This window comes from Pyrodictium brockii (assembly GCF_055379715.1).
The window spans coordinates 957,291-974,086 of record NZ_AP042401.1 but is presented as its reverse complement, the minus strand read 5'-3'; the positions used below and the strand labels follow the sequence as shown (position 1 = coordinate 974,086).

15 protein-coding genes are annotated in these 16,796 nt (G+C 60.0%); 9 read left to right on the top strand and 6 right to left on the bottom strand.

The window, feature by feature from the left end:
• The first annotated feature begins 70 nt into the window (after nt 1–70).
• The 4 genes from ACZ42Y_RS05320 to ACZ42Y_RS05305 all read left to right on the top strand — a co-directional run bounded on the left by ACZ42Y_RS05320 (nt 71) and on the right by ACZ42Y_RS05305 (nt 6,304).
• A complete protein-coding gene (locus ACZ42Y_RS05320; RefSeq protein WP_058370932.1) occupies nt 71–643 on the top strand; it encodes a THUMP domain-containing protein in 573 nt (190 codons plus the stop codon).
• An 86-nt stretch (nt 644–729) separates the two neighbouring features.
• Nucleotides 730–2,271, top strand: coding sequence for a helicase HerA domain-containing protein (locus ACZ42Y_RS05315; RefSeq protein WP_464735218.1), 1,542 nt, complete (start codon nt 730–732; stop codon nt 2,269–2,271).
• 91 nt (nt 2,272–2,362) lie between these two features.
• Nucleotides 2,363–3,550, top strand: coding sequence for a metallophosphoesterase family protein (locus ACZ42Y_RS05310; RefSeq protein WP_464735217.1), 1,188 nt, complete (start codon nt 2,363–2,365; stop codon nt 3,548–3,550).
• Nucleotides 3,551–3,553: 3 nt separating this feature from the next.
• Nucleotides 3,554–6,304 (top strand): AAA family ATPase, encoded by a 2,751-nt coding sequence (locus ACZ42Y_RS05305; protein ID WP_058370935.1) that lies wholly within the window; start codon nt 3,554–3,556, stop codon nt 6,302–6,304.
• On the opposite strand, the gene ACZ42Y_RS05300 is transcribed toward ACZ42Y_RS05305, so the two are convergent.
• Complete coding sequence (locus ACZ42Y_RS05300) at nt 6,288–7,310, bottom strand: hypothetical protein (RefSeq protein ID WP_168371305.1); 1,023 nt, start codon at nt 7,308–7,310, stop codon at nt 6,288–6,290. The genes ACZ42Y_RS05305 and ACZ42Y_RS05300 overlap by 17 nt on opposite strands.
• Nucleotides 7,311–7,426: 116 nt before the next feature.
• On the opposite strand from ACZ42Y_RS05300, the gene glnA reads away from it, so the two are divergent.
• Together glnA and ACZ42Y_RS05290 are read left to right on the top strand one after the other, a co-directional pair.
• Nucleotides 7,427–8,818, top strand: coding sequence for a type I glutamate--ammonia ligase (gene glnA / locus ACZ42Y_RS05295; RefSeq protein ID WP_058370937.1), 1,392 nt, complete (start codon nt 7,427–7,429; stop codon nt 8,816–8,818).
• 104 nt (nt 8,819–8,922) lie between these two features.
• The gene (locus tag ACZ42Y_RS05290; protein ID WP_058370938.1) at nt 8,923–9,669 is read left to right on the top strand and encodes a hypothetical protein; all 747 of its coding nucleotides are present in this window, start codon (nt 8,923–8,925) and stop codon (nt 9,667–9,669) included.
• A 254-nt stretch (nt 9,670–9,923) separates the two neighbouring features.
• On the opposite strand, the gene ACZ42Y_RS05285 is transcribed toward ACZ42Y_RS05290, so the two are convergent.
• The 3 genes from ACZ42Y_RS05285 to ACZ42Y_RS05275 form a co-directional block, all read right to left on the bottom strand.
• Entirely contained in the window at nt 9,924–11,207 is a 1,284-nt protein-coding gene (locus ACZ42Y_RS05285) for an alkaline phosphatase family protein (RefSeq protein ID WP_058370939.1), read from the bottom strand.
• A 265-nt stretch (nt 11,208–11,472) separates the two neighbouring features.
• The gene (locus tag ACZ42Y_RS05280; RefSeq protein WP_464735216.1) at nt 11,473–12,093 is read right to left on the bottom strand and encodes a VIT1/CCC1 transporter family protein; all 621 of its coding nucleotides are present in this window, start codon (nt 12,091–12,093) and stop codon (nt 11,473–11,475) included.
• A gap of 132 nt (nt 12,094–12,225) precedes the next feature.
• Nucleotides 12,226–12,435 (bottom strand): hypothetical protein, encoded by a 210-nt coding sequence (locus ACZ42Y_RS05275; RefSeq protein ID WP_058370941.1) that lies wholly within the window; start codon nt 12,433–12,435, stop codon nt 12,226–12,228.
• Between the two features lie 247 nt (nt 12,436–12,682).
• Between ACZ42Y_RS05275 and moaA the strand changes: the two genes are divergently transcribed.
• A complete protein-coding gene (gene moaA / locus ACZ42Y_RS05270) occupies nt 12,683–13,795 on the top strand; it encodes a GTP 3',8-cyclase MoaA (protein ID WP_464735215.1) in 1,113 nt (370 codons plus the stop codon).
• A gap of 35 nt (nt 13,796–13,830) precedes the next feature.
• Here the strand turns inward: moaA and cyoE are convergent, their stop codons facing one another.
• The gene (cyoE, locus tag ACZ42Y_RS05265; protein WP_070807831.1) at nt 13,831–14,754 is read right to left on the bottom strand and encodes a heme o synthase; all 924 of its coding nucleotides are present in this window, start codon (nt 14,752–14,754) and stop codon (nt 13,831–13,833) included.
• Nucleotides 14,755–14,953: 199 nt separating this feature from the next.
• Between cyoE and ACZ42Y_RS05260 the strand changes: the two genes are divergently transcribed.
• Entirely contained in the window at nt 14,954–15,289 is a 336-nt protein-coding gene (locus ACZ42Y_RS05260; RefSeq protein ID WP_168371307.1) for a hypothetical protein, read from the top strand.
• 159 nt (nt 15,290–15,448) lie between these two features.
• Nucleotides 15,449–16,393, top strand: coding sequence for an ornithine carbamoyltransferase (argF, locus tag ACZ42Y_RS05255; protein ID WP_058370945.1), 945 nt, complete (start codon nt 15,449–15,451; stop codon nt 16,391–16,393).
• A gap of 5 nt (nt 16,394–16,398) precedes the next feature.
• On the opposite strand, the gene ACZ42Y_RS05250 is transcribed toward argF, so the two are convergent.
• The gene (locus ACZ42Y_RS05250; protein ID WP_058370946.1) at nt 16,399–16,752 is read right to left on the bottom strand and encodes a hypothetical protein; all 354 of its coding nucleotides are present in this window, start codon (nt 16,750–16,752) and stop codon (nt 16,399–16,401) included.
• Between the last annotated feature and the right edge of the window lie 44 nt (nt 16,753–16,796).

Sequence of the window (16,796 nt, the reverse complement as noted above, 5' to 3'; positions counted from 1 at the left end):
ACGGGTGCCCGCTCCTCTTTTCTATACGCCCGCGGCACCGGCAGGGCGTGTTACAGGGGAGGACCAGGTAATGGAGCACGGGGGAGTGCCCAGGTACAAGCTGTTCAACATGATAGTGGCTCACGAGCCCGGCTACTACTCTATGAGGAGGGCCCTGAGAGAGATAGAGGGCATTCTAGGACGGGTGCGAGTATTTGACGCGCCGAGGTCGCTGCTGCTCCTTAAAGTGGACGACCCTTACGATGCTGTGGCTAGGCTGGCCCGGGGGCTTAGCGAGGACAGCGTCGTGCTGAGGGCTATACCTGTTGACCTCGAGGTAGCGCCCTACGTGGACTACGTGGCCGAGGCTGCCAGGGAGCTACTCTACTCCAAGTCAAGCGGGGGCTCCGCCTTCGCGATAAGGCTTGAAGGGAGGCTCTACGACCGCAAGACGGGGAGGCTTCTACACAAGAGGGACGCCATAGAGGCTATAGCCGATGGCATAGACCTGCCCGTAAACCTCGAGGAGCCGGACCTGCTCGTGCTGGTGAAGGTTGTGAGGGTGCACCGCTCCCTCAGCTACGCGGCCATAATGGTGGCGCCTCCATGCAGTATATACTCCAGGGCGCGACGTGGCCGGAGAGTGTGCACGCCCGGCCATTAGTGCTAGCCCCTAACCCCCTTAGACCCGGGAAACGCCCCGGCTCTCAGAGAGGGGCGGCCTTCTCTCCCCCGGAGGCTGCAGCCGCTATGCAGGAAAGCAAGACCCTGCACGAGGAGCGCGGCAGGCCGGCCCCGGGCAGGCTGCTGGGCTTCGTGGTGGACAACTCCACCCCCATCGTGGCCCGCTTTGTCTCCTCCAACCCGCCCCCCGTCGGCGACTATGTCCTTATAGAGTATCCTGGCGGCGCCCTACTGGGCCTGGTTGAGCAGGTGGGCACGAGGAGTATCACTCTCAACGCGCTGCCCGGGATTTACGACCCTGCTATTGTCGAGAAGCTTAGCGGCGAGATGAGCGAGGACGACGTGTTCTTCGAGTGCACTGCCAGGCTGCTTGGAGACGTGGACACTCTCCGCATGCCCAGGCTCCCCCCACTGCCCGGGGCCCGTGTCTACCAGGCCCCCAGCGAGCTCCTTCAACGCGTGTTCGGGGGAAAGGAGCCCTACCGGCTCCGCCTGGGCGTGCTAGCCTCCCGGCCCGATGTGCCGGTCTACGTTGATGTAAACAAGCTTGTCACCAGGCATACAGCCATACTGGCTGTCACCGGCGCGGGTAAGAGCAACACTGTGGCTGTAGTAGTTGACAGGCTCGTCCGAATAGGCGGTACCGTCGTAATATTCGACTTCCACGGGGAGTACCTTGGCTCCAGCCTGGGAGGCCGCGTCAACATTATAGAGCCTGTGCTCAACCCCAGACTGCTGAGCACCTCGGAGCTTATGGTGCTACTGGGCGTCGAGCAGCGCTACTATAAGCAGGAGCGTATCCTCCGCCGCGCCCTCAAGCAGGTACAGGAGACCGGTGAAGAGGAGCGGGGAGGCTTCCTAGAAACACTGGCCCGGGCAGTTGAGCACGTGAGCCGGCGCCGTAACGAGGATACTAGCGCGGCGGCAGCTGTGGTTAACAAGATAGAGTCGCTCCAGGAGCGGTACGGCGACATTATACGCGACGATGCCGTCGACCCGGTCTCAAGGATCAGGCCTGGCTACGCCAATGTAATTGATCTAAGCCGTGTTGACCGCGACGCGGCCGACGCCGTGGCCAGCCATGTGCTCCGAATACTCCTTGCCGAGAGGAAGCGGCACCGGCTGACCGGCTCGAGCCAGGTGCCATACCCCGTGCTAGTAGTGGTCGAGGAAGCCCACATACTGGCCCCAAGGGATGAGGAGACCCTCTCCAAGTACTGGCTCACAAGGATAGCTCGCGAGGGCCGCAAGTTCGGCCTAGGCCTCATGCTTGTGAGCCAGAGGCCCAAGGGGCTTGACCCGGAGATACTGAGCCAGGCCAACAACATGATCGTGCTGCGGATCGTCGAGCCGAGCGATCAACGCTACGTGCAGGCTGCCAGCGAGAGCCTCAGCGATGATCTCGTGGCCCACCTACCTTCGCTCAACACGGGGGAGGCCGTGGTGGTAGGCCCCTTTATACGGATACCGGCCCTCGTTAGAATAGACAAGTATCCCGGCAAGCTCGGCGGATCCGATATAGATGTTGTCGCCGAGTGGAGGAGCATGTCATGGCTGGAGGCTGAAGCCGGGGGAGTGGACGAGCTGACCTCAGACTTCATGCAGTAACACGCCCGAGGGAGAAGGAGGCCGGGCGGGGCACGCATACTCTATCGGGCTCTTGCGAGCATGAGAAGGCAGGCGTGAAAGGTGCTTGGCAATGCCCGGGGATAACCTACGGGTACTACACGTGTCTGACACGCATCTCGGGTATAGACAATATGGCTTGATAGAGAGGGAGATGGATATCTACCGCGTCTTCGACGAGATTATAGATACTGCTATCCGTGAGAAGGTTGATGCAGTGGTTCACGCAGGCGACTTCTTCGACACAACACGGCCCCCGCCACAAGCCATACACCGTGCCATAAGGTCACTGCGGAGGCTCAACACGGCAGGTATACCATTCATAGTGATACCCGGGGATCATGACCTGCCGCGGCGGAGAATGCTCCCGCCCCTCCTCATTCTCGAGGAGGTGCTCGAGGACGTTCACGTGCTGGGGCTCCGGGGCCCGGAGCACCATAGGCTTAGGACGCGGAGCGGCGAGCTGCTTGTTGCAGGGGTGCGCAACGAGAAGGGGGTTGGGGCCAGGCAGAGGCTGCTAGAGCACCTAGCTAGGCTCCCGAAGGCTCCGAGGGAGCCCTCCGTGCTGCTGCTCCACCAGTCGCTCCACGAGGTGGCGCCCGAGTATGAGCTTGAGCTGGGCGAGCTGCCCCAGGGCTACTCGTACTATGCGCTAGGCCACATACACCTCTACCGCCGGTTTGCTATTGGAGACTCGCTGGCGGTCTATCCTGGCTCGATAGAGGCTCTTCGTGTAGACGAGGCATCCGCGCAGCCGCGGCGCTACGTATCCCTAGTGGAGCTTGCCCCCGGCCGCACCGTGTCGGTAGACAAGATTGCACTAGAGACTCCGAGGCCGCAGATAGTTGAGGAGATAGTATTTGACTCGCTTGACGCCCTCCGCTCCGCCCTGCTGAGGCTCCGTGACCGTCTAGCCCGCTACCCGGAGAGCCGGAAGCCCATCCTGCACCTGACCGTATCCAACGTGCCGAGGAGCGCTAAGGCCAACGTCTACAAGACTGTCGAGACTGTTCTGTCGGGGTACGTGCTCTCCTACCGGCTGAGGGTCGACACTGTTGAGTCTAAGCTCCCGCCCTCGGTGCAGAAAGCATCCTCCAGTATAAAGCTCGAAGGGCTTCTAAAGGACTTTCTCGGCGACGAGAAGCTGGCAGAGCTGGCCTCGAAGCTCATAGACGTTCTCGGGGCCGACCCCCAGAGCCACGCCGAGGCAGAGGCTATACGTATCATAGAAGAGGCCTTCAAGCTCAATGAGAGGCGTTGAGCCGTGATAGTGGAGCGTGTCGAGCTGGAGAACGTGCTGAGCCACAGAAGGACGAGAATAGACTTCGGCCGCGGCATTATAGCAATAGTGGGGCCCAACGGCGCCGGCAAGAGCAGCATAATAGACGCTATAACATACGCCATGTTCGGCTCACATAGCCGCGGCACACGCAGCCGTAAACACGACCTGATAAGGCTCGGCGCCCATATAGCCCGTATAGCTGTAGAGTTCAGCTCCGGAGGCAACCGGTATAGGCTCCAGAAGGTGGTACAGCGCACCGGCGCTACGCAAGCGCTCCTCTACCAGCTCGATGACGGCTCCCCAAAGCTAATCGCCCGCGGAGTGGAGAGCGTGAAGGCAGAGCTGCGGAGGATACTCGGCATAGACCCCTCGCTCGCAGACCTCCTCCTCGTGACCAGGCAGGGCGAGATAGACAGGATACTAGTGGATAAGGAGAAGCGCATAGATACAATAAACACTATACTCAGGCTAAAAGCCATCGAGAAGACCTATGACCGCCTAGCCTCCATACTACGGCTCCTCCGGACGAAGAAGACAATGCTCGAGGAGCAGTACCGGAGCGAGGAGGCCAGGCTGAGAGAGGCGGAGGAGAGCGCCAAAGAATACGACAAGGTGGCCAAGAAGCTGGAGGAGCTGCGGCCGCTCCTAGCAGCTACGGAGAAGGAGTATGAGGAGCTGAGGGAGAAGGTAGAGGAGCTGCGGGCCCGCACGCAGCGGCTGGAGGCCCTGAAAGCCAGGATGGCTGAGCTGGAACGCAGCCTCCAGAAGCTCCGCGAGGAGTACGATGAGGCTCGCTCCGAGTACACGCGGGCCAAGAACGCTAAGGAGGAGTTGGAGAGCCTCCGGTGGATTGAGAAGAGCATAGAGCTTATAGAGGAGGCGTCGAGGATCCTGGAGGAGCTTGATAAGAATAGGGAGGTACTGGAGGCACTACGCCACAATAGAGAGAAGATCGAGAAGGAGCTGGAGGGGCTGCCGGAGGCTAGGCAAGCCTGGGAGGAGTATGAGAGGCTCAGGAGACAGGTGGAGAAGCTGGAGGAGGATAACAAGCGCTACCACGAGGTTAGAACCCGGATTGAGCAGCTTGAGGCTAGGGCTAAGAGGCTGAGAAAAGAAGTTGATACCAAGATGAGGAGGCTTATGGACAGGCTTAGGTCAGACATACCCCTGGAGCTCCCCAAGGAGCCCGCTAAGATAGTGGAGAAGCTCGAGTCTATAATAGCAAGCCTCGACAAGGCCGTGGAGTCTACAAGGCTTAAGCTCGAGAGGCTGAAAGAGGAGGCTGGAGCTAAGAGCTCCGAGATACGCGACTTAGAGGAGAAGCTGATGAAGCTTACGGAGGCCCAGGGCCGCTGCCCGCTATGCGGCAGACCCCTCACCGAGGAGCATAGGATACAGCTGATATCGAGGCTTAGGCAGCAGAAGAGGAGGCTAGAGGCAGAGCTTAGGAGGATCGAGTCGCAGGCCGTGATGCTGCGCCGCGAGTACAGCGAGCTGGAGTACAAGAAGAAGCTGCTGGAGAGGCTTGCCAGGACGGTGCAGGGGGAGGCAAAGAGCATTGAGACCATGATAAAGGAGGCCGAGGAGGCGGAGAAGCAGATAGAAGAGCTGCAGAGAAAGTACCTGGAGTTATTCGCGAAGCGCCAGGAGTACGAGGAGGCCCGCCACCGGCTCCGGGAGCTGGAGCCGCTGGTAAGTAGGTACCAGAGGCTTCAGGCGCTAGCCGAGCAGTACGAGGAGCTGAAACGGCAGGAGGAGGAGATAGTGTCAAGGCTTGCCGAGCATGAGAGGAGGCTGGCGGAGATTCTAGACGAGCTGAATATGAGTATGGACGAATTGAGGGAGGCGGCAGAGAGGGTTAGCCACTACCGCGAGTACCTCGCCGGGCTAAAGAGTGAGGCTGAGAGGCTCCCCAAGGCGGAGGCCAGGCTGAAGAGGCTTGAAGCAGAGATCTCAAGGCTCGAGGCCGAGCTGGAGAAGACCAGAAAGGAGGTAGAGGAGGCTTCTAGTGTTGAGGCCGAGCTTCAAGAGGCTGAGACAAGGCTGCGCGAGCTTGAGGAGAGGCTTAAGGACCTGAGGAGCCAGGTGGCTAGGCTGGAAGGTGCAAAAGAAAAGCTCGAGGCTATAGTGTCGAAGATCGAGGTGCTACGCGGCAGGGTTGAAAGGCTGCAGGAGGAGCTGCAGCGCTACGGCAACGCCATAGCTGCTCTAGAGAAGATAAGACGCGCACTGAGCCCTAACGGCGTGCCACGCGCTATAAGGCACGCCTTGAAGAATATACTAGAGTACCATCTACGCGACACGCTCATGAGGTTCAACATAGACTTCCTCGATGTAAGGCTCGAGGACGACTACAGCGTAGTCCTTGTAACACGCGAGGGCGAGAAGACGGTGTCTATGCTAAGCGGTGGCGAGAGGATAGCGCTGGCTATAGCTTACAGGATTGCGCTCGCCCGCGTGGTGGGCGAGAAAATAGAGTCGATGATAATGGATGAGCCTACTATCCACCTCGACGAGGAGAAGAGGCGCGAGCTCGTAGACATTATAAGGTATGGGCTGGAGGCAAGCGGGCTTGCACAGCTCATAGTGGTTACCCACGACAGGGAGGTTGAGGAGGCGGCTGACAAGGTGGTGGAGGTCGTTAAGATCGACGGGGCGAGCACTGTGAGGATACGGGCGCCCGGGGAGAGCACCGCCCTGGAGGCCGGCCTGGCAGCTAGCCCTGCTGGATGAAGAAGTCCAGTGGCTCCCAGCACTGCCTGCAGGCCAGGGCTATCTCGCTATACTCCCCGCTGAGGACGGCCGGCCCCCGGCCCATCCGGAGCCCCTCTATCTTCTCGACCCCGTCTACCAGGCTCCGGAGCCATACCCTAATCCCCTCTATGCCCTCAAGCCGCAAGCCGCCTCCACTCCTGCGGGCCCAGACGGGAGTGTCTAGCCCCATGTCGTACAGCTTCCTGGCAAGCTCTGCCGGGTCGAGGAGGGAGTTGACAGCCGTGCCAGCGTAGAGCCGTGCAGCCACCGCCTCGAAGACTGGCCTCCGGGCGCGGGTGCTACGGAGCAGCTGGAGGTAGGGGGACACCCTGACTCCTCCTAGCTTGTTCACGCACTCGCCCCATACCTGGAGTCCATAGCCGCGGGCAGCCTCGCAGAGCTTTATCCCGTCTACCTGCTCGTCGCCGGATAGGACCGGGTAGAGGGTTTCCAGGGGGCCCAGCCTAGTTGATAGGCCGTGCAGCTCGTCGAGCGCCTCGTCCACCACGACCAGCTGGAGGGGTGAACGGCCCTCGAGGAGGGTGCGCTGGGTGAGCGTAACCACTGCAGACCTGCGGAAGGGGAGCCCGTAGAGCTCCAGACCCGGCCTGGAGTCAACCACGACGAATGCATCCACGACGCTGAAGGGAGGGTAGGGCTGGGGCAGTGCCGGCCTTGACGGGATGGTTTCTGGGAGGCTGCGGTACTCCAGCCGCAGGCTCATTCTCCCTCCCCTGTTCCTGGCCACAAAGCACCCGGTGTCCCCTAGCACCTCCACCTCAGCACTCTCAGCGGGCTCTACCCGCACCTCGCCGCAGACGTAGAGGATGCTGCACGTGGCCTCGTAGGAGGCTATAGGCGCAGGCCCTGTAGCGTCTACATATACGTTAACGCTGCACACCACCAGCAATCGCCCGGGCAGCACCCGGAGGAGGCCACAAGATTTAACTACACTACTAGCGGCTAGGCCAGGGGAGGCCTCCAAGAGCACGTTCTCCTTTCATAACTACAGATTAGATGTAACTCTTGAACAGCGTTCACACTTCATGGTGGAAATACTTAGTTACATGTTCGGGGATTCCGCCGGCTCGGTGAACGCTTGTGCAGTCCGCAGGAGAGCAGCTCAAGAAGGTACGCTGGGTGGAGCTCCACTTCGTGGACGTGGCCGGCCACCTCCGCAGCGTAGCAGTGCCCTCCAGGGAGGTTGACGATAAGGCGTTCAAGCAGGGGCTCAACCTGCTCGACGGGAGCAGTGTAGAGGGCTTCGCCGGCATACATGAGAGTGATTACCGTCTCCGCCCCGATCCGTCGACGTTCGCCGTGATCCCCTGGGCCAAGGACACCGGTAGGATGATATCCGACGTCTACTCCACCGAGGGCAGATTCCCCAAGGACCCCCGCTACATAGCTGACCGTGCTATGGAGTACCTCGCCTCCCAGGGTCTTGAAGCCTACTTCGGCCCAGAGGTAGAGTTCATGCTAGTGGACGGCCTCTTCCTCGACGTTGAGACGCCTACAAAGGGGCTGGGCTACCGTGTTGTATCCCGCGAGTACATGGACTATGAGGAGGAGCTAGGTTTCCAGAGGACTAAGAAGGCCTACCACACCCCGTCCCCCATAGACAAGGTGGCTGCTGTAAGGTATGAGATAGCCAGCGTGCTGGAGGACTACTTTGGCTTTAGGGTCGAGTCCCACCACCACGAGGTTGCTGCACTAGGCCAGGTGGAGATAGACTTTAGGTTCGGCGATCTAAAGACAACCGCCGACCGCGTGGTCACCCTAAAGTACGTTGCCCGCAACGTGGCGGCAAAGCACGGCATGGCCGCTACTTTCATGCCCAAGCTGGTAGCCGGCGACAACGGTAACGGCATGCACGTCCACGTAAGCCTCTGGGATAGGAGTAGCGGTAGGAACCTCTTCTACGACCCCAGCGACGAGTACGCAGAGCTGAGCCAGACAGCCAGGTACTTCATAGGCGGGATACTGGAGCACGGGAGGGCGCTGGCGGCCATCGTTGCCCCCACAGTGAATAGTTACCGTAGGCTGGTACCCGGCTACGAGGCGCCGGTCTACCTGGTCTGGGGTAAGGCAAACCGCAGCGCTGCGATACGTATACCATTCTACGAGAAGGGTGTAGAGAAGGCTAAGAGGATAGAGTTCCGGAGCCCGGATCCAACCGCCAACCCGTATCTGGCGTTCGCGGCCATACTGGCCGCCGGCCTTGACGGGATTAAGAAGAAGATCGAGCCAGGCGACCCCGTGGACCGCAACGTCTACGAGATGGGTGAGGAGGAGAGGCGGAGGCTTGGTATAAAGCAGCTGCCGCGTAGCCTCGACGAGGCCCTGGACGAGCTGGAGAGCGATAACGAGTTCCTAAAGCCGATATTCACGAGGGATATCCTAGAGGCCTACATTGATGTGAAGCGCCGCGAGGCTATGGAGCTACGCCAGTACCCCAACCCGGTGGAGGTCTACATGTACTTCAACCTCTAGCGCGCCCTGCAACGCTCTTTTCTCCCCTGTGCCCTCTCTCCCCCCGCTCCCGGCCCGTGAGGAGGGCTCCGGGCTTTTCCGAGGAGCCGAGTGAGGAAAAGGGGATGCCGGCCCGAGGCCCGCTAGAAGCCCTTGAGTCCAGGGAGGCGAGGGAGGCGGCCAGGCGGATAGCGTGCCTCGGTCTCTCCTTCCACGTCCTCTCCTACTACGTCGAGGACACCGGCGTCGATGCGGGCGTGGAGCCCCTCTGCAGCGGGGAGCCGCGCATAGTCATCCATGCTGCCAGCTGCGTGGATGACACGCTCGAAGCGCTGAAGAGGTCTCTTCCAAGGATACTCGGCGCCCCCATCATGGGCTACACCTTGGAGTGTGTTGAGGGCTTCGGGGGAGAGTACCCGGGGTTCTCACAAGTAACAAGCATGATTGTAAGGCTCTTCAGCAACACGTTCTATAAGCCGCTCTCGGAGGCCTCTGTAACCGGCAGAGAGTACTTCGTCGTCATAGGCTGGAACGGCGAGATAGCCTATGGCCGTGGGGGCGAGTACGAGATACGCCTCCCCCTCATCCCTGCTGTGGCGTTCGCCCACACTCATCCGGGTCTCTCCTGCTACCCTTCTGCGCAGGACCTTAGCTCCGCCGCCGACTTCCTGGCAGCCGGAGGCCTGGCAGAGTTCCTGGTATCGCGTAGCTGCACGTCCTCGCTGAGGCTCCTGGCCCCGCTCAGCGAGGAAGACTATTGGACGCTGAGGCGCGTATCGGGCTGCGTTAAGGGGTCCAGGGAGAGCGAGGACTACCTGGAGTGCCTGGCTGCCCTCAACGGGCTGCGCACCGTGGCCTTTGAGGTGCTCTAGTACTCGGGAGGCGTGAGGGCTCCGCTAGGAAGGCCTAGGCCATCGGCTCGGGGGCGGGGCCTCCCCTATCTTCGGGTTCTTCACGGCCCCTAGAGCCCCTGGAGGGCTAGGAGGGTTTCCAGACGGGAAGCCTAAATCCTCCCTGGGTGTATACGTGGCTACCCCCCGGGGCCGTGCTGAGGTGGACCGGAGCTGATTCCTCGGAGCCCCAGACACGCGGAGAGGGGCTCCTCTAAGTGATGATGCTTCGGGCGCTACTGAGCCCTCCTGATTGTGTCGACCACGTATGGCAGCAGGAGCCAGCCATGCTCTAAGGTCTTGGAGCCGCGCTTCCCACAGACGATCTCGTTGAACTCGCCGGGGCCCCCGGGGAGTCTGCGCCAGGATAGCATCCAGGGTACCGGGTCGCCGCTGTGGCTCCGGAGGCTCCAGGGCGTCGCGTGGTCCGAAGTCACTAGCACCGCTACATCGTCTAGGTCTATCCTCTCTATCAAGGGCCTTACAAAGTACTCGTCTATAAGCTCTATAGCATTCTTCTTTCTCTCGAAGTCGCCGTCGTGGCCTGGCTCGTCGGGGCCTTTTAGATGGACGTAGAGGAATTGGCTGCCCTCCTCGAGAGCCTTTACCGCAGCCTCCAGGCGCTCCGGCAGGTCGCGGGCAAGGTCACCGGAGGGGGGAGACACCCTGTAAGCCCTCATCCCAGCGGCTCTAGCTATGCCTATCTCTACCGGCATCTCGGCTACGGAGGCCGCACTGGAGAAGCCGAACCTGCTGGTAATAGGGGGCATCTCGGGTATCCTGTCGCCGGCATCACGCAGGAGCATTGCATTAGCCTTTAGCAGGCCCCTTCTAGCCCTCTCGGCGTTGACAGGGTGGTTCTCGAGAATCTCTATAGACTTGTCGACGAACTCGTCTACCAGCCTGCAGGTGCGACGAGCTTCCTCCGTGTCCTCTAGAGGCTTGCACCTGGGGAGAATCATCTCTGGGCTGCTCACAGCCTCCGAGATGAGGCCCTTCCTCACGTAGGCGGGATCTATATTGGAGACGGCGGCGCTGAGACGGCTTTCCCTGCTCCCTATGACCACTACTGCGCGGTGCCCCACGGTGGCCCTGACCAGGGCGTAGCCGTTCTCGCCTAGCTCCATGCCGTCGAGGGCTGCTGCAAGACTTCTCGCCTCCTCGCTTCCAAGGCTCCTGCCGACCCTGCGGTCGATTATCCTCCTAGTGGCAGGATCTATTGTCGCGAAGTTCGCTCTAAAGGCAACCTCGTAGCCGGCCTTTATGCTGAGACCTATCCCCAGGGCCTCGAGCGGCCCCCTCCCAGTATAGTACTTCTCGGGCTCGTAGCCGAGCAGGGATAGAGTTGCGAGATCGCTTTCCGGCGCTATTCCAGGAGCTACGGGATAGTGGAAGCCGCAGACAGCATGCTCGGCCAGAGCATCTAGGCCCGGAGTCCTCGCCTCGGAGAGAGGAGTCACACCATCCACCGGCCTATCGGCCGCACCATCGAGTATGAGCAGTATGAGCCTCGGCGCCACGCCGCATTCACCATGCCGCCCCCTGTGCCCGGGCCCTAGCCCGGTTGGGATGCACCGCTGGGCTCTGACCCGCGGTGGAGGGAAAAGACTTATCCACAGCTCCAAGTGCCTCGGTGCAACGCTTATTCTCTAGCAGCAGCTTACACGACACCCAGGAGCACCGATGAGGTATTCCGGCGGAGCTGAGGCCCTACCAGGGGCCTCTCCTAGACCCGCCCGCGTTGATGACCTCTTCGCTGTCCCGAGGCCCCTGCCCACTGCCCTCCTACCTGACTAGCGATACCAGGGTGAAGAACGCCACTGCAGCGAGGCCTATCAGAGCCAGCCTGGCGCCGCTTACCAATACATTCTCGCCGCTCACCTTCCCCAGGTACACGCCCAGCATGAATAGCTCAGCCACCATTATAGCTGCAGACGCGTAGACAAGCATAGGTATGGGGGCCTTTATACCCGCGAACGCTGCAACAATGAAGGGAGAAATACCTATTGTTGGGAGGGCTATTGCACCAATACCGCTCCAGAGCGCCACGTACAGCGGCACCATTTTCGCAGCCTTCTCGTACACGCTCCCACGCAGCGGGTGAGCCATCACCCTCTCGGTCTTGCGGAGCTCTCGAAGCCTCTCAGCACGCTCGGAGAGGTATGTGGCTACGAACCCGCTGAAGAACCCCATAGAGAATGAAGCTCCCACTACACTACCAACATAACTGATGGGGTTTGTAACGCCTCCAATAAAGCTTCCCAGCACGATGCCAAGTGCTGAGAGCAGTCCATCAAAGCTATTGGTGACAAACATCCTCCTGGCAATGCTCTTTGCATCCAGGATCCTAACATACCCTTTTATATCGCGATAAAGCCTGGCGATTCGACCGAGGAGCCTGCCCAACAAGGCCGCTGCACAGGCCCCCATCACCGGGATGAAGGCTGAGTAGGTAGATTCAACTCCTCCATAGAGAGGGGCCCCAGCAGCCGAGAGGGCCCGCCCAGGCCGTATGGGCTTAAAAACGGGCCGCCGCCTTCAGCCCCTAGCCGCTCTCGCCTCCACTCTGCTAGCAGCCAGCCTCCTCTCCCTATACTCCTCGGTCTCAATTACCATACCCCCATTGCTGCCGGGCCTGACTATTATAGTCATGTCCGGGAGGCGGTAGCCGCACCTCGGGCATCGGTAGTAGTATCTTATCCTCTTGGCGCCGTCGCTGCCGAACTCTATCTCAACGCGATACTCCATGCGCGTACGACACCTTGGACATGTCCTCTCGCGAGAGGGCTCCAAGGCCGGGATACCTCCGCATCGTGATCGCGTTTAGCTGCCAGCATCGAGCCTGTGCATAATAGTCTCCATCTAGTCCCGAGGATGGTGGGTTACCGGCCTCCCGGGGTAATAATTTAAGCTCGCGCACTGAGGGGCCATCTAGATGTTGGGGATAGTGGCCGACGCCACAGTATAATACCTGCCAGATACTATAGGGCACGTAGTGACGGGTGACCTCACTACGCCACTCATAGATCGTTACGGTAGGCCTCTCACAAACCTCCGCATCATGGTTACGGGCCGGTGTAACTTTTCCTGCTTCTTCTGCCACATGGAGGGCTATAGGGAGCAGGAGCTGGAGGAGAAGGAGCTAAGGCTTGACGAGATAGAGCTCATAGCCGAGGCCGCCCGCAGGCTCGATATTAGGGCCTTCAAGCTCACCGGAGGCGAGCCAACACTCCGGAGGGACCTCGCTAGGATAGTATCAATACTGAAGAGCAGGGGCAAGGCATACGTCTCTATAACGACTAACGGGTCGCTTATACACCACCATATGCCCGGCCTAGCAGACGCTGGAGTAGATCATGTGAACGTGAGCCTCCACTCCCTCTCAGCTAGCAAGTTCAAAGCCATAACCGGCTCCAACATGCTTGAGAGAGTTCTCAGCAACCTCAAACTGCTCCACGACTATGGTATACCGGTTAAAATAAACTTCGTGATACTCCGAGGGCTAAACGAGAACGACATAACAGGGGTGATAGACCTAGCCGCCAAGATGGGTGCAAGCGTACAGTTCATAGAGCTTCACCCGGTAGGCAAGGCAGCAAGGAGGTTCAATGAACACTATCTGCCAAGGTGGCGTGTGCTGGAGAAGCTTGAGGGAAGGGTGGCCGAGATAAAATACCGTATAGGCCTGCACAACCGGCCGGTACTAATACTGGACAATGGGGTCAAGGTAGAGCTGGTGGGGCCTGTCGGTAACTTCATCTTCTGTGCTGGCTGTACGAGAATCAGGGTAACCTATGACTTCAAGCTCCTTCCATGCCTTAACTGGCGGGGTAAGCCGGTAGAGGTGAGGCCCAGGCTCCAGGGCCTAAAGGGCTTCGAGGAGAAGGTTGAGGCCGTTATATCTGCTATAAAGGAGGCTAACATGCTGCGGGCTCCCTATGTCCTCTATCCTCTGGGCTCAAAGCTTGTCCCGCCCCGGAGGCGCTGGCGGACCGCTAGGATAGGGCTGCCCAAGAGGGGTGGCTCACTGCACTTCACGGGGCCGCGTAGCGATCAGCTGCTTAGAAAAATGCTGGCGGAGTGGGGAGACTACACAGCCTTGAAATAACTGCCGGCTACGAGCCGTCTTCCCCTCTGCCAGCGTTAATGGAGGACCAGCTTTTCCAGTATCATTACTAGGTAGAGCATGCCCAGGTGCATGTTGGTCACCTTGAAGGCCCTCTTGGCGTAGATCTCGTCACCGCTCATTATGCTGTACTTGACTGCCATAGAGAATACGTGTATTGAGGCCAACAGCCCGTAGGCTAGCGAGGCTAAGCCTATTGCACCGTTGAGCCATAGGCCCACAACCACGTAGCCCATAACGATAGCCCCAAAGCCTATCCCCATGGCCGTCACGTTGGGATCCGCTATGACGGGCAGCATTGGAACGTTAGCCTTCCTATAGTCCTCGCGGTAGAAGGTTGCCAGGAACCATATGTGGGCCGGCACCCAGGCTACCACGAGCAGCGATAGTAGAAGACCGTTTACATCTATGACCCCGGTTGCGGCCGCCCATCCGCCTAGGGCGGGGGCGCCGCCGGCAATGGCTCCGGCTATAATGCTTAGCGGGGTCTTACGCTTTAACAGGATAGTGTAGGCCACTATGTCGAAGAGGAAGCCGATCAATATTGCAACGCTATAATACACGTTTATGTGTAGAGCTGCTATTACTAGGGATGCTGCGAGTAGTATGCTTGAACCGGCAAGTACACTGCGGGGGTTCATCCTGCCAGCGGCCAGGGGCCTATCCTTGGTCCTAGGCATTGCAGCGTCTATGTCGCGGTCGAAGTACATGTTTAGCGCTGTGACTGCCGCTATAGAGATGTAGCCAAGCACTACTACTAACAAGTGAAACAGCAGAGGCTTATGGAACCCCCCGCCAAGGATAAAGGCTGTATACATGGAGAACGCTAGAAGCGTCGTCTGGCGCAGCTTTATGAGCGCAGCTATGTCCGCTACCAGCTTGCTGAGTCCGCCTGAACGCCCAGCGTACTGGGCCCTAAGTCCTGGACCGCGTTCCGCCATCCCGTATCATTCCCCGATAGCCGTTCTAGCCGCGGATAAGCCTGGGCATGATAGACCGTGTAGGTCACTGTTTAGAGTGTTCAACCCGAGTATTCTAGCCCAGCGGCGCTCGGGAATATAAGATGCCCCCGCCGGGACCGGCTGACGGCACACTCGGGCCGCGGCGGGCTACAGCCTTTCGGGAGGGCGCGGGGCGTCTATGCCGGGGTATTGTGTACACAGGGTTGACCTTAGGCTGGTGTCCCCGGATGCCTCACTGCTTTTCGAGTGCCTCCTACGGGCCGGCGAGAAGCTGTGCAAGGAGTCCAACTGCGCACCGGGATCCAAGGCGGGCTGGCTCGTAGCAAGCAGGAAGACATGCCTCGTCACTATGAAGCCCCCGAAACCGGTTAGTGCCGGGCTTCACGCTATACCCGCCTCCTATGAAGCCGGCGTGGTCGTTGAATGCAGCGAGCCATCTGATGTTGTGGAGTCTGTGATGCTTCTGGAAAGCCTGGCCTCAGAGTGCCGGGGTGTTGGGCTGATGCTCACCTAGGAGGACGGTGATGTGGACTAGCGGTCTCAGACCCCCCGGGGGGATGAAGACACTCCCATGGGCTGAGCGTGCTAGAAGCCCTGGCGTTCCCCGCCTCTACGACAAGGGAACCCTATTATCCCTGGCTTTTGTCATGGGGTAGGCCAGGGTGTATATGTTTTGCCGGGCACTCTCCAGGGGAGGGATCTCCTATCCATACGCGACCTCTCGCGCGAGGAGATCCGCCTAATACTAGACACGGCTAAGCAGCTCAAGCAGCGCTACTATGCCGGCGAGCGTGTGATACCCGTACTCAAGGGTAAGACTATAGCGCTCCTCTTCGAGAAGCCCAGTACGCGAACCCGGGTCAGCATGGAGGTTGCGGCGGTCCAGCTCGGCGCCTACCCGCTGGTGCTCCGGAAGGGCGAGACCCAACTCAGCAGGGGAGAGCCCATCAAGGATACTGCTAGGGTTCTTTCGCGCTATGTTGACGCTATAGCGGCTAGGGTGTATAGCCACAAGAGCCTAGAGGAGCTGGCAGCATACTCCACAGTCCCAGTGATAAACATGCTGAGTGATCTGGAGCACCCTCTGCAGGCGCTGGCCGACGCGCTCACAATCGAGGAGCGCTTCGGCAGCGTCAAGGGCGTGAAGGTTGCCTATGTGGGTGATGGGCGCAACAACGTTGCCCACAGCCTGCTGCTCGTAGTAGCGAAGCTGGGAGGCCACATAGCTATAGCGTCCCCGCCCGGGCTGCAGCCCCGCAGCGACGTGGTGGAGGCTGCACAGGCCGCCGCGGAGGAGAGCGGAGCAACTATAGAGATCCTCGAGGACCCCAGGGAGGCCGTGCGAGGGGCTGATGTAGTATACACGGACGTATGGGTAAGCATGGGGGAGGAGGGAGAGGCCGAGCAGAGACGCAGGATGCTGAGAGGCTACCAGGTCAACGAGCAGCTCATGTCTCTAGCGTCGAGCAGGGCAGTGTTCATGCACTGCTTGCCAGCCCACCGTGGGGAGGAGGTAACGGAGGAGGTAATAGAGGGCCCCTGGAGCATTGTATGGGACCAGGCTGAGAATAGGCTGCATGTACAAAAAGCCGTGCTAGCCCTGCTACTCTCCCCCTAGCGCCCTCAAGGCCTAACCCGGCGGACTGACACGCCCAGCTCCTGAGCCGCCTTTTTAGCCTCCTCGGAGAGCCTCGGCCCAGACCCGTAGAGCACAAGCACCGGCGAGGCGTTTATCGACCTAGCCTTCTCCGAGAGAGCCTCCACAGCCTCGCGCCCGAGGATCTTGGACTCCGCCACCACGTCGACCGCCAGCACGCGGCCCTCCTTCCTGGCAACGAAGGACAGCCTGCCCTTAGCAGTGTTAAACCACATCCTGACACTGTAGCCTGCCTCAACGTACAGGCCGGCAACCCTGCCCTCTATGCCGTACTTCTCCTCGAGCTTCCTCTTCTGGAACACTATCTCCGCCAGGGTCAAGGCGTCCCTGCACCCCGGAGGAGCCGGCGCCGCGACCAGCCTTT

What these genes read in the sequence shown, in the direction of transcription:
- ACZ42Y_RS05320 (WP_058370932.1), top strand. Translation starts at nt 71, where the DNA reads ATGGAGCACGGGGGAGTGCCCAGGTACAAGCTGTTCAACATGATAGTG.
- ACZ42Y_RS05315 (WP_464735218.1), top strand. Translation starts at nt 730, where the DNA reads ATGCAGGAAAGCAAGACCCTGCACGAGGAGCGCGGCAGGCCGGCCCCG.
- ACZ42Y_RS05310 (WP_464735217.1), top strand. Translation starts at nt 2,363, where the DNA reads ATGCCCGGGGATAACCTACGGGTACTACACGTGTCTGACACGCATCTC.
- ACZ42Y_RS05290 (WP_058370938.1), top strand. Translation starts at nt 8,923, where the DNA reads ATGCCGGCCCGAGGCCCGCTAGAAGCCCTTGAGTCCAGGGAGGCGAGG.
- ACZ42Y_RS05275 (WP_058370941.1), bottom strand. Translation starts at nt 12,435, where the DNA reads ATGGAGTATCGCGTTGAGATAGAGTTCGGCAGCGACGGCGCCAAGAGG.
- cyoE (WP_070807831.1), bottom strand. Translation starts at nt 14,754, where the DNA reads ATGGCGGAACGCGGTCCAGGACTTAGGGCCCAGTACGCTGGGCGTTCA.
- ACZ42Y_RS05260 (WP_168371307.1), top strand. Translation starts at nt 14,954, where the DNA reads ATGCCGGGGTATTGTGTACACAGGGTTGACCTTAGGCTGGTGTCCCCG.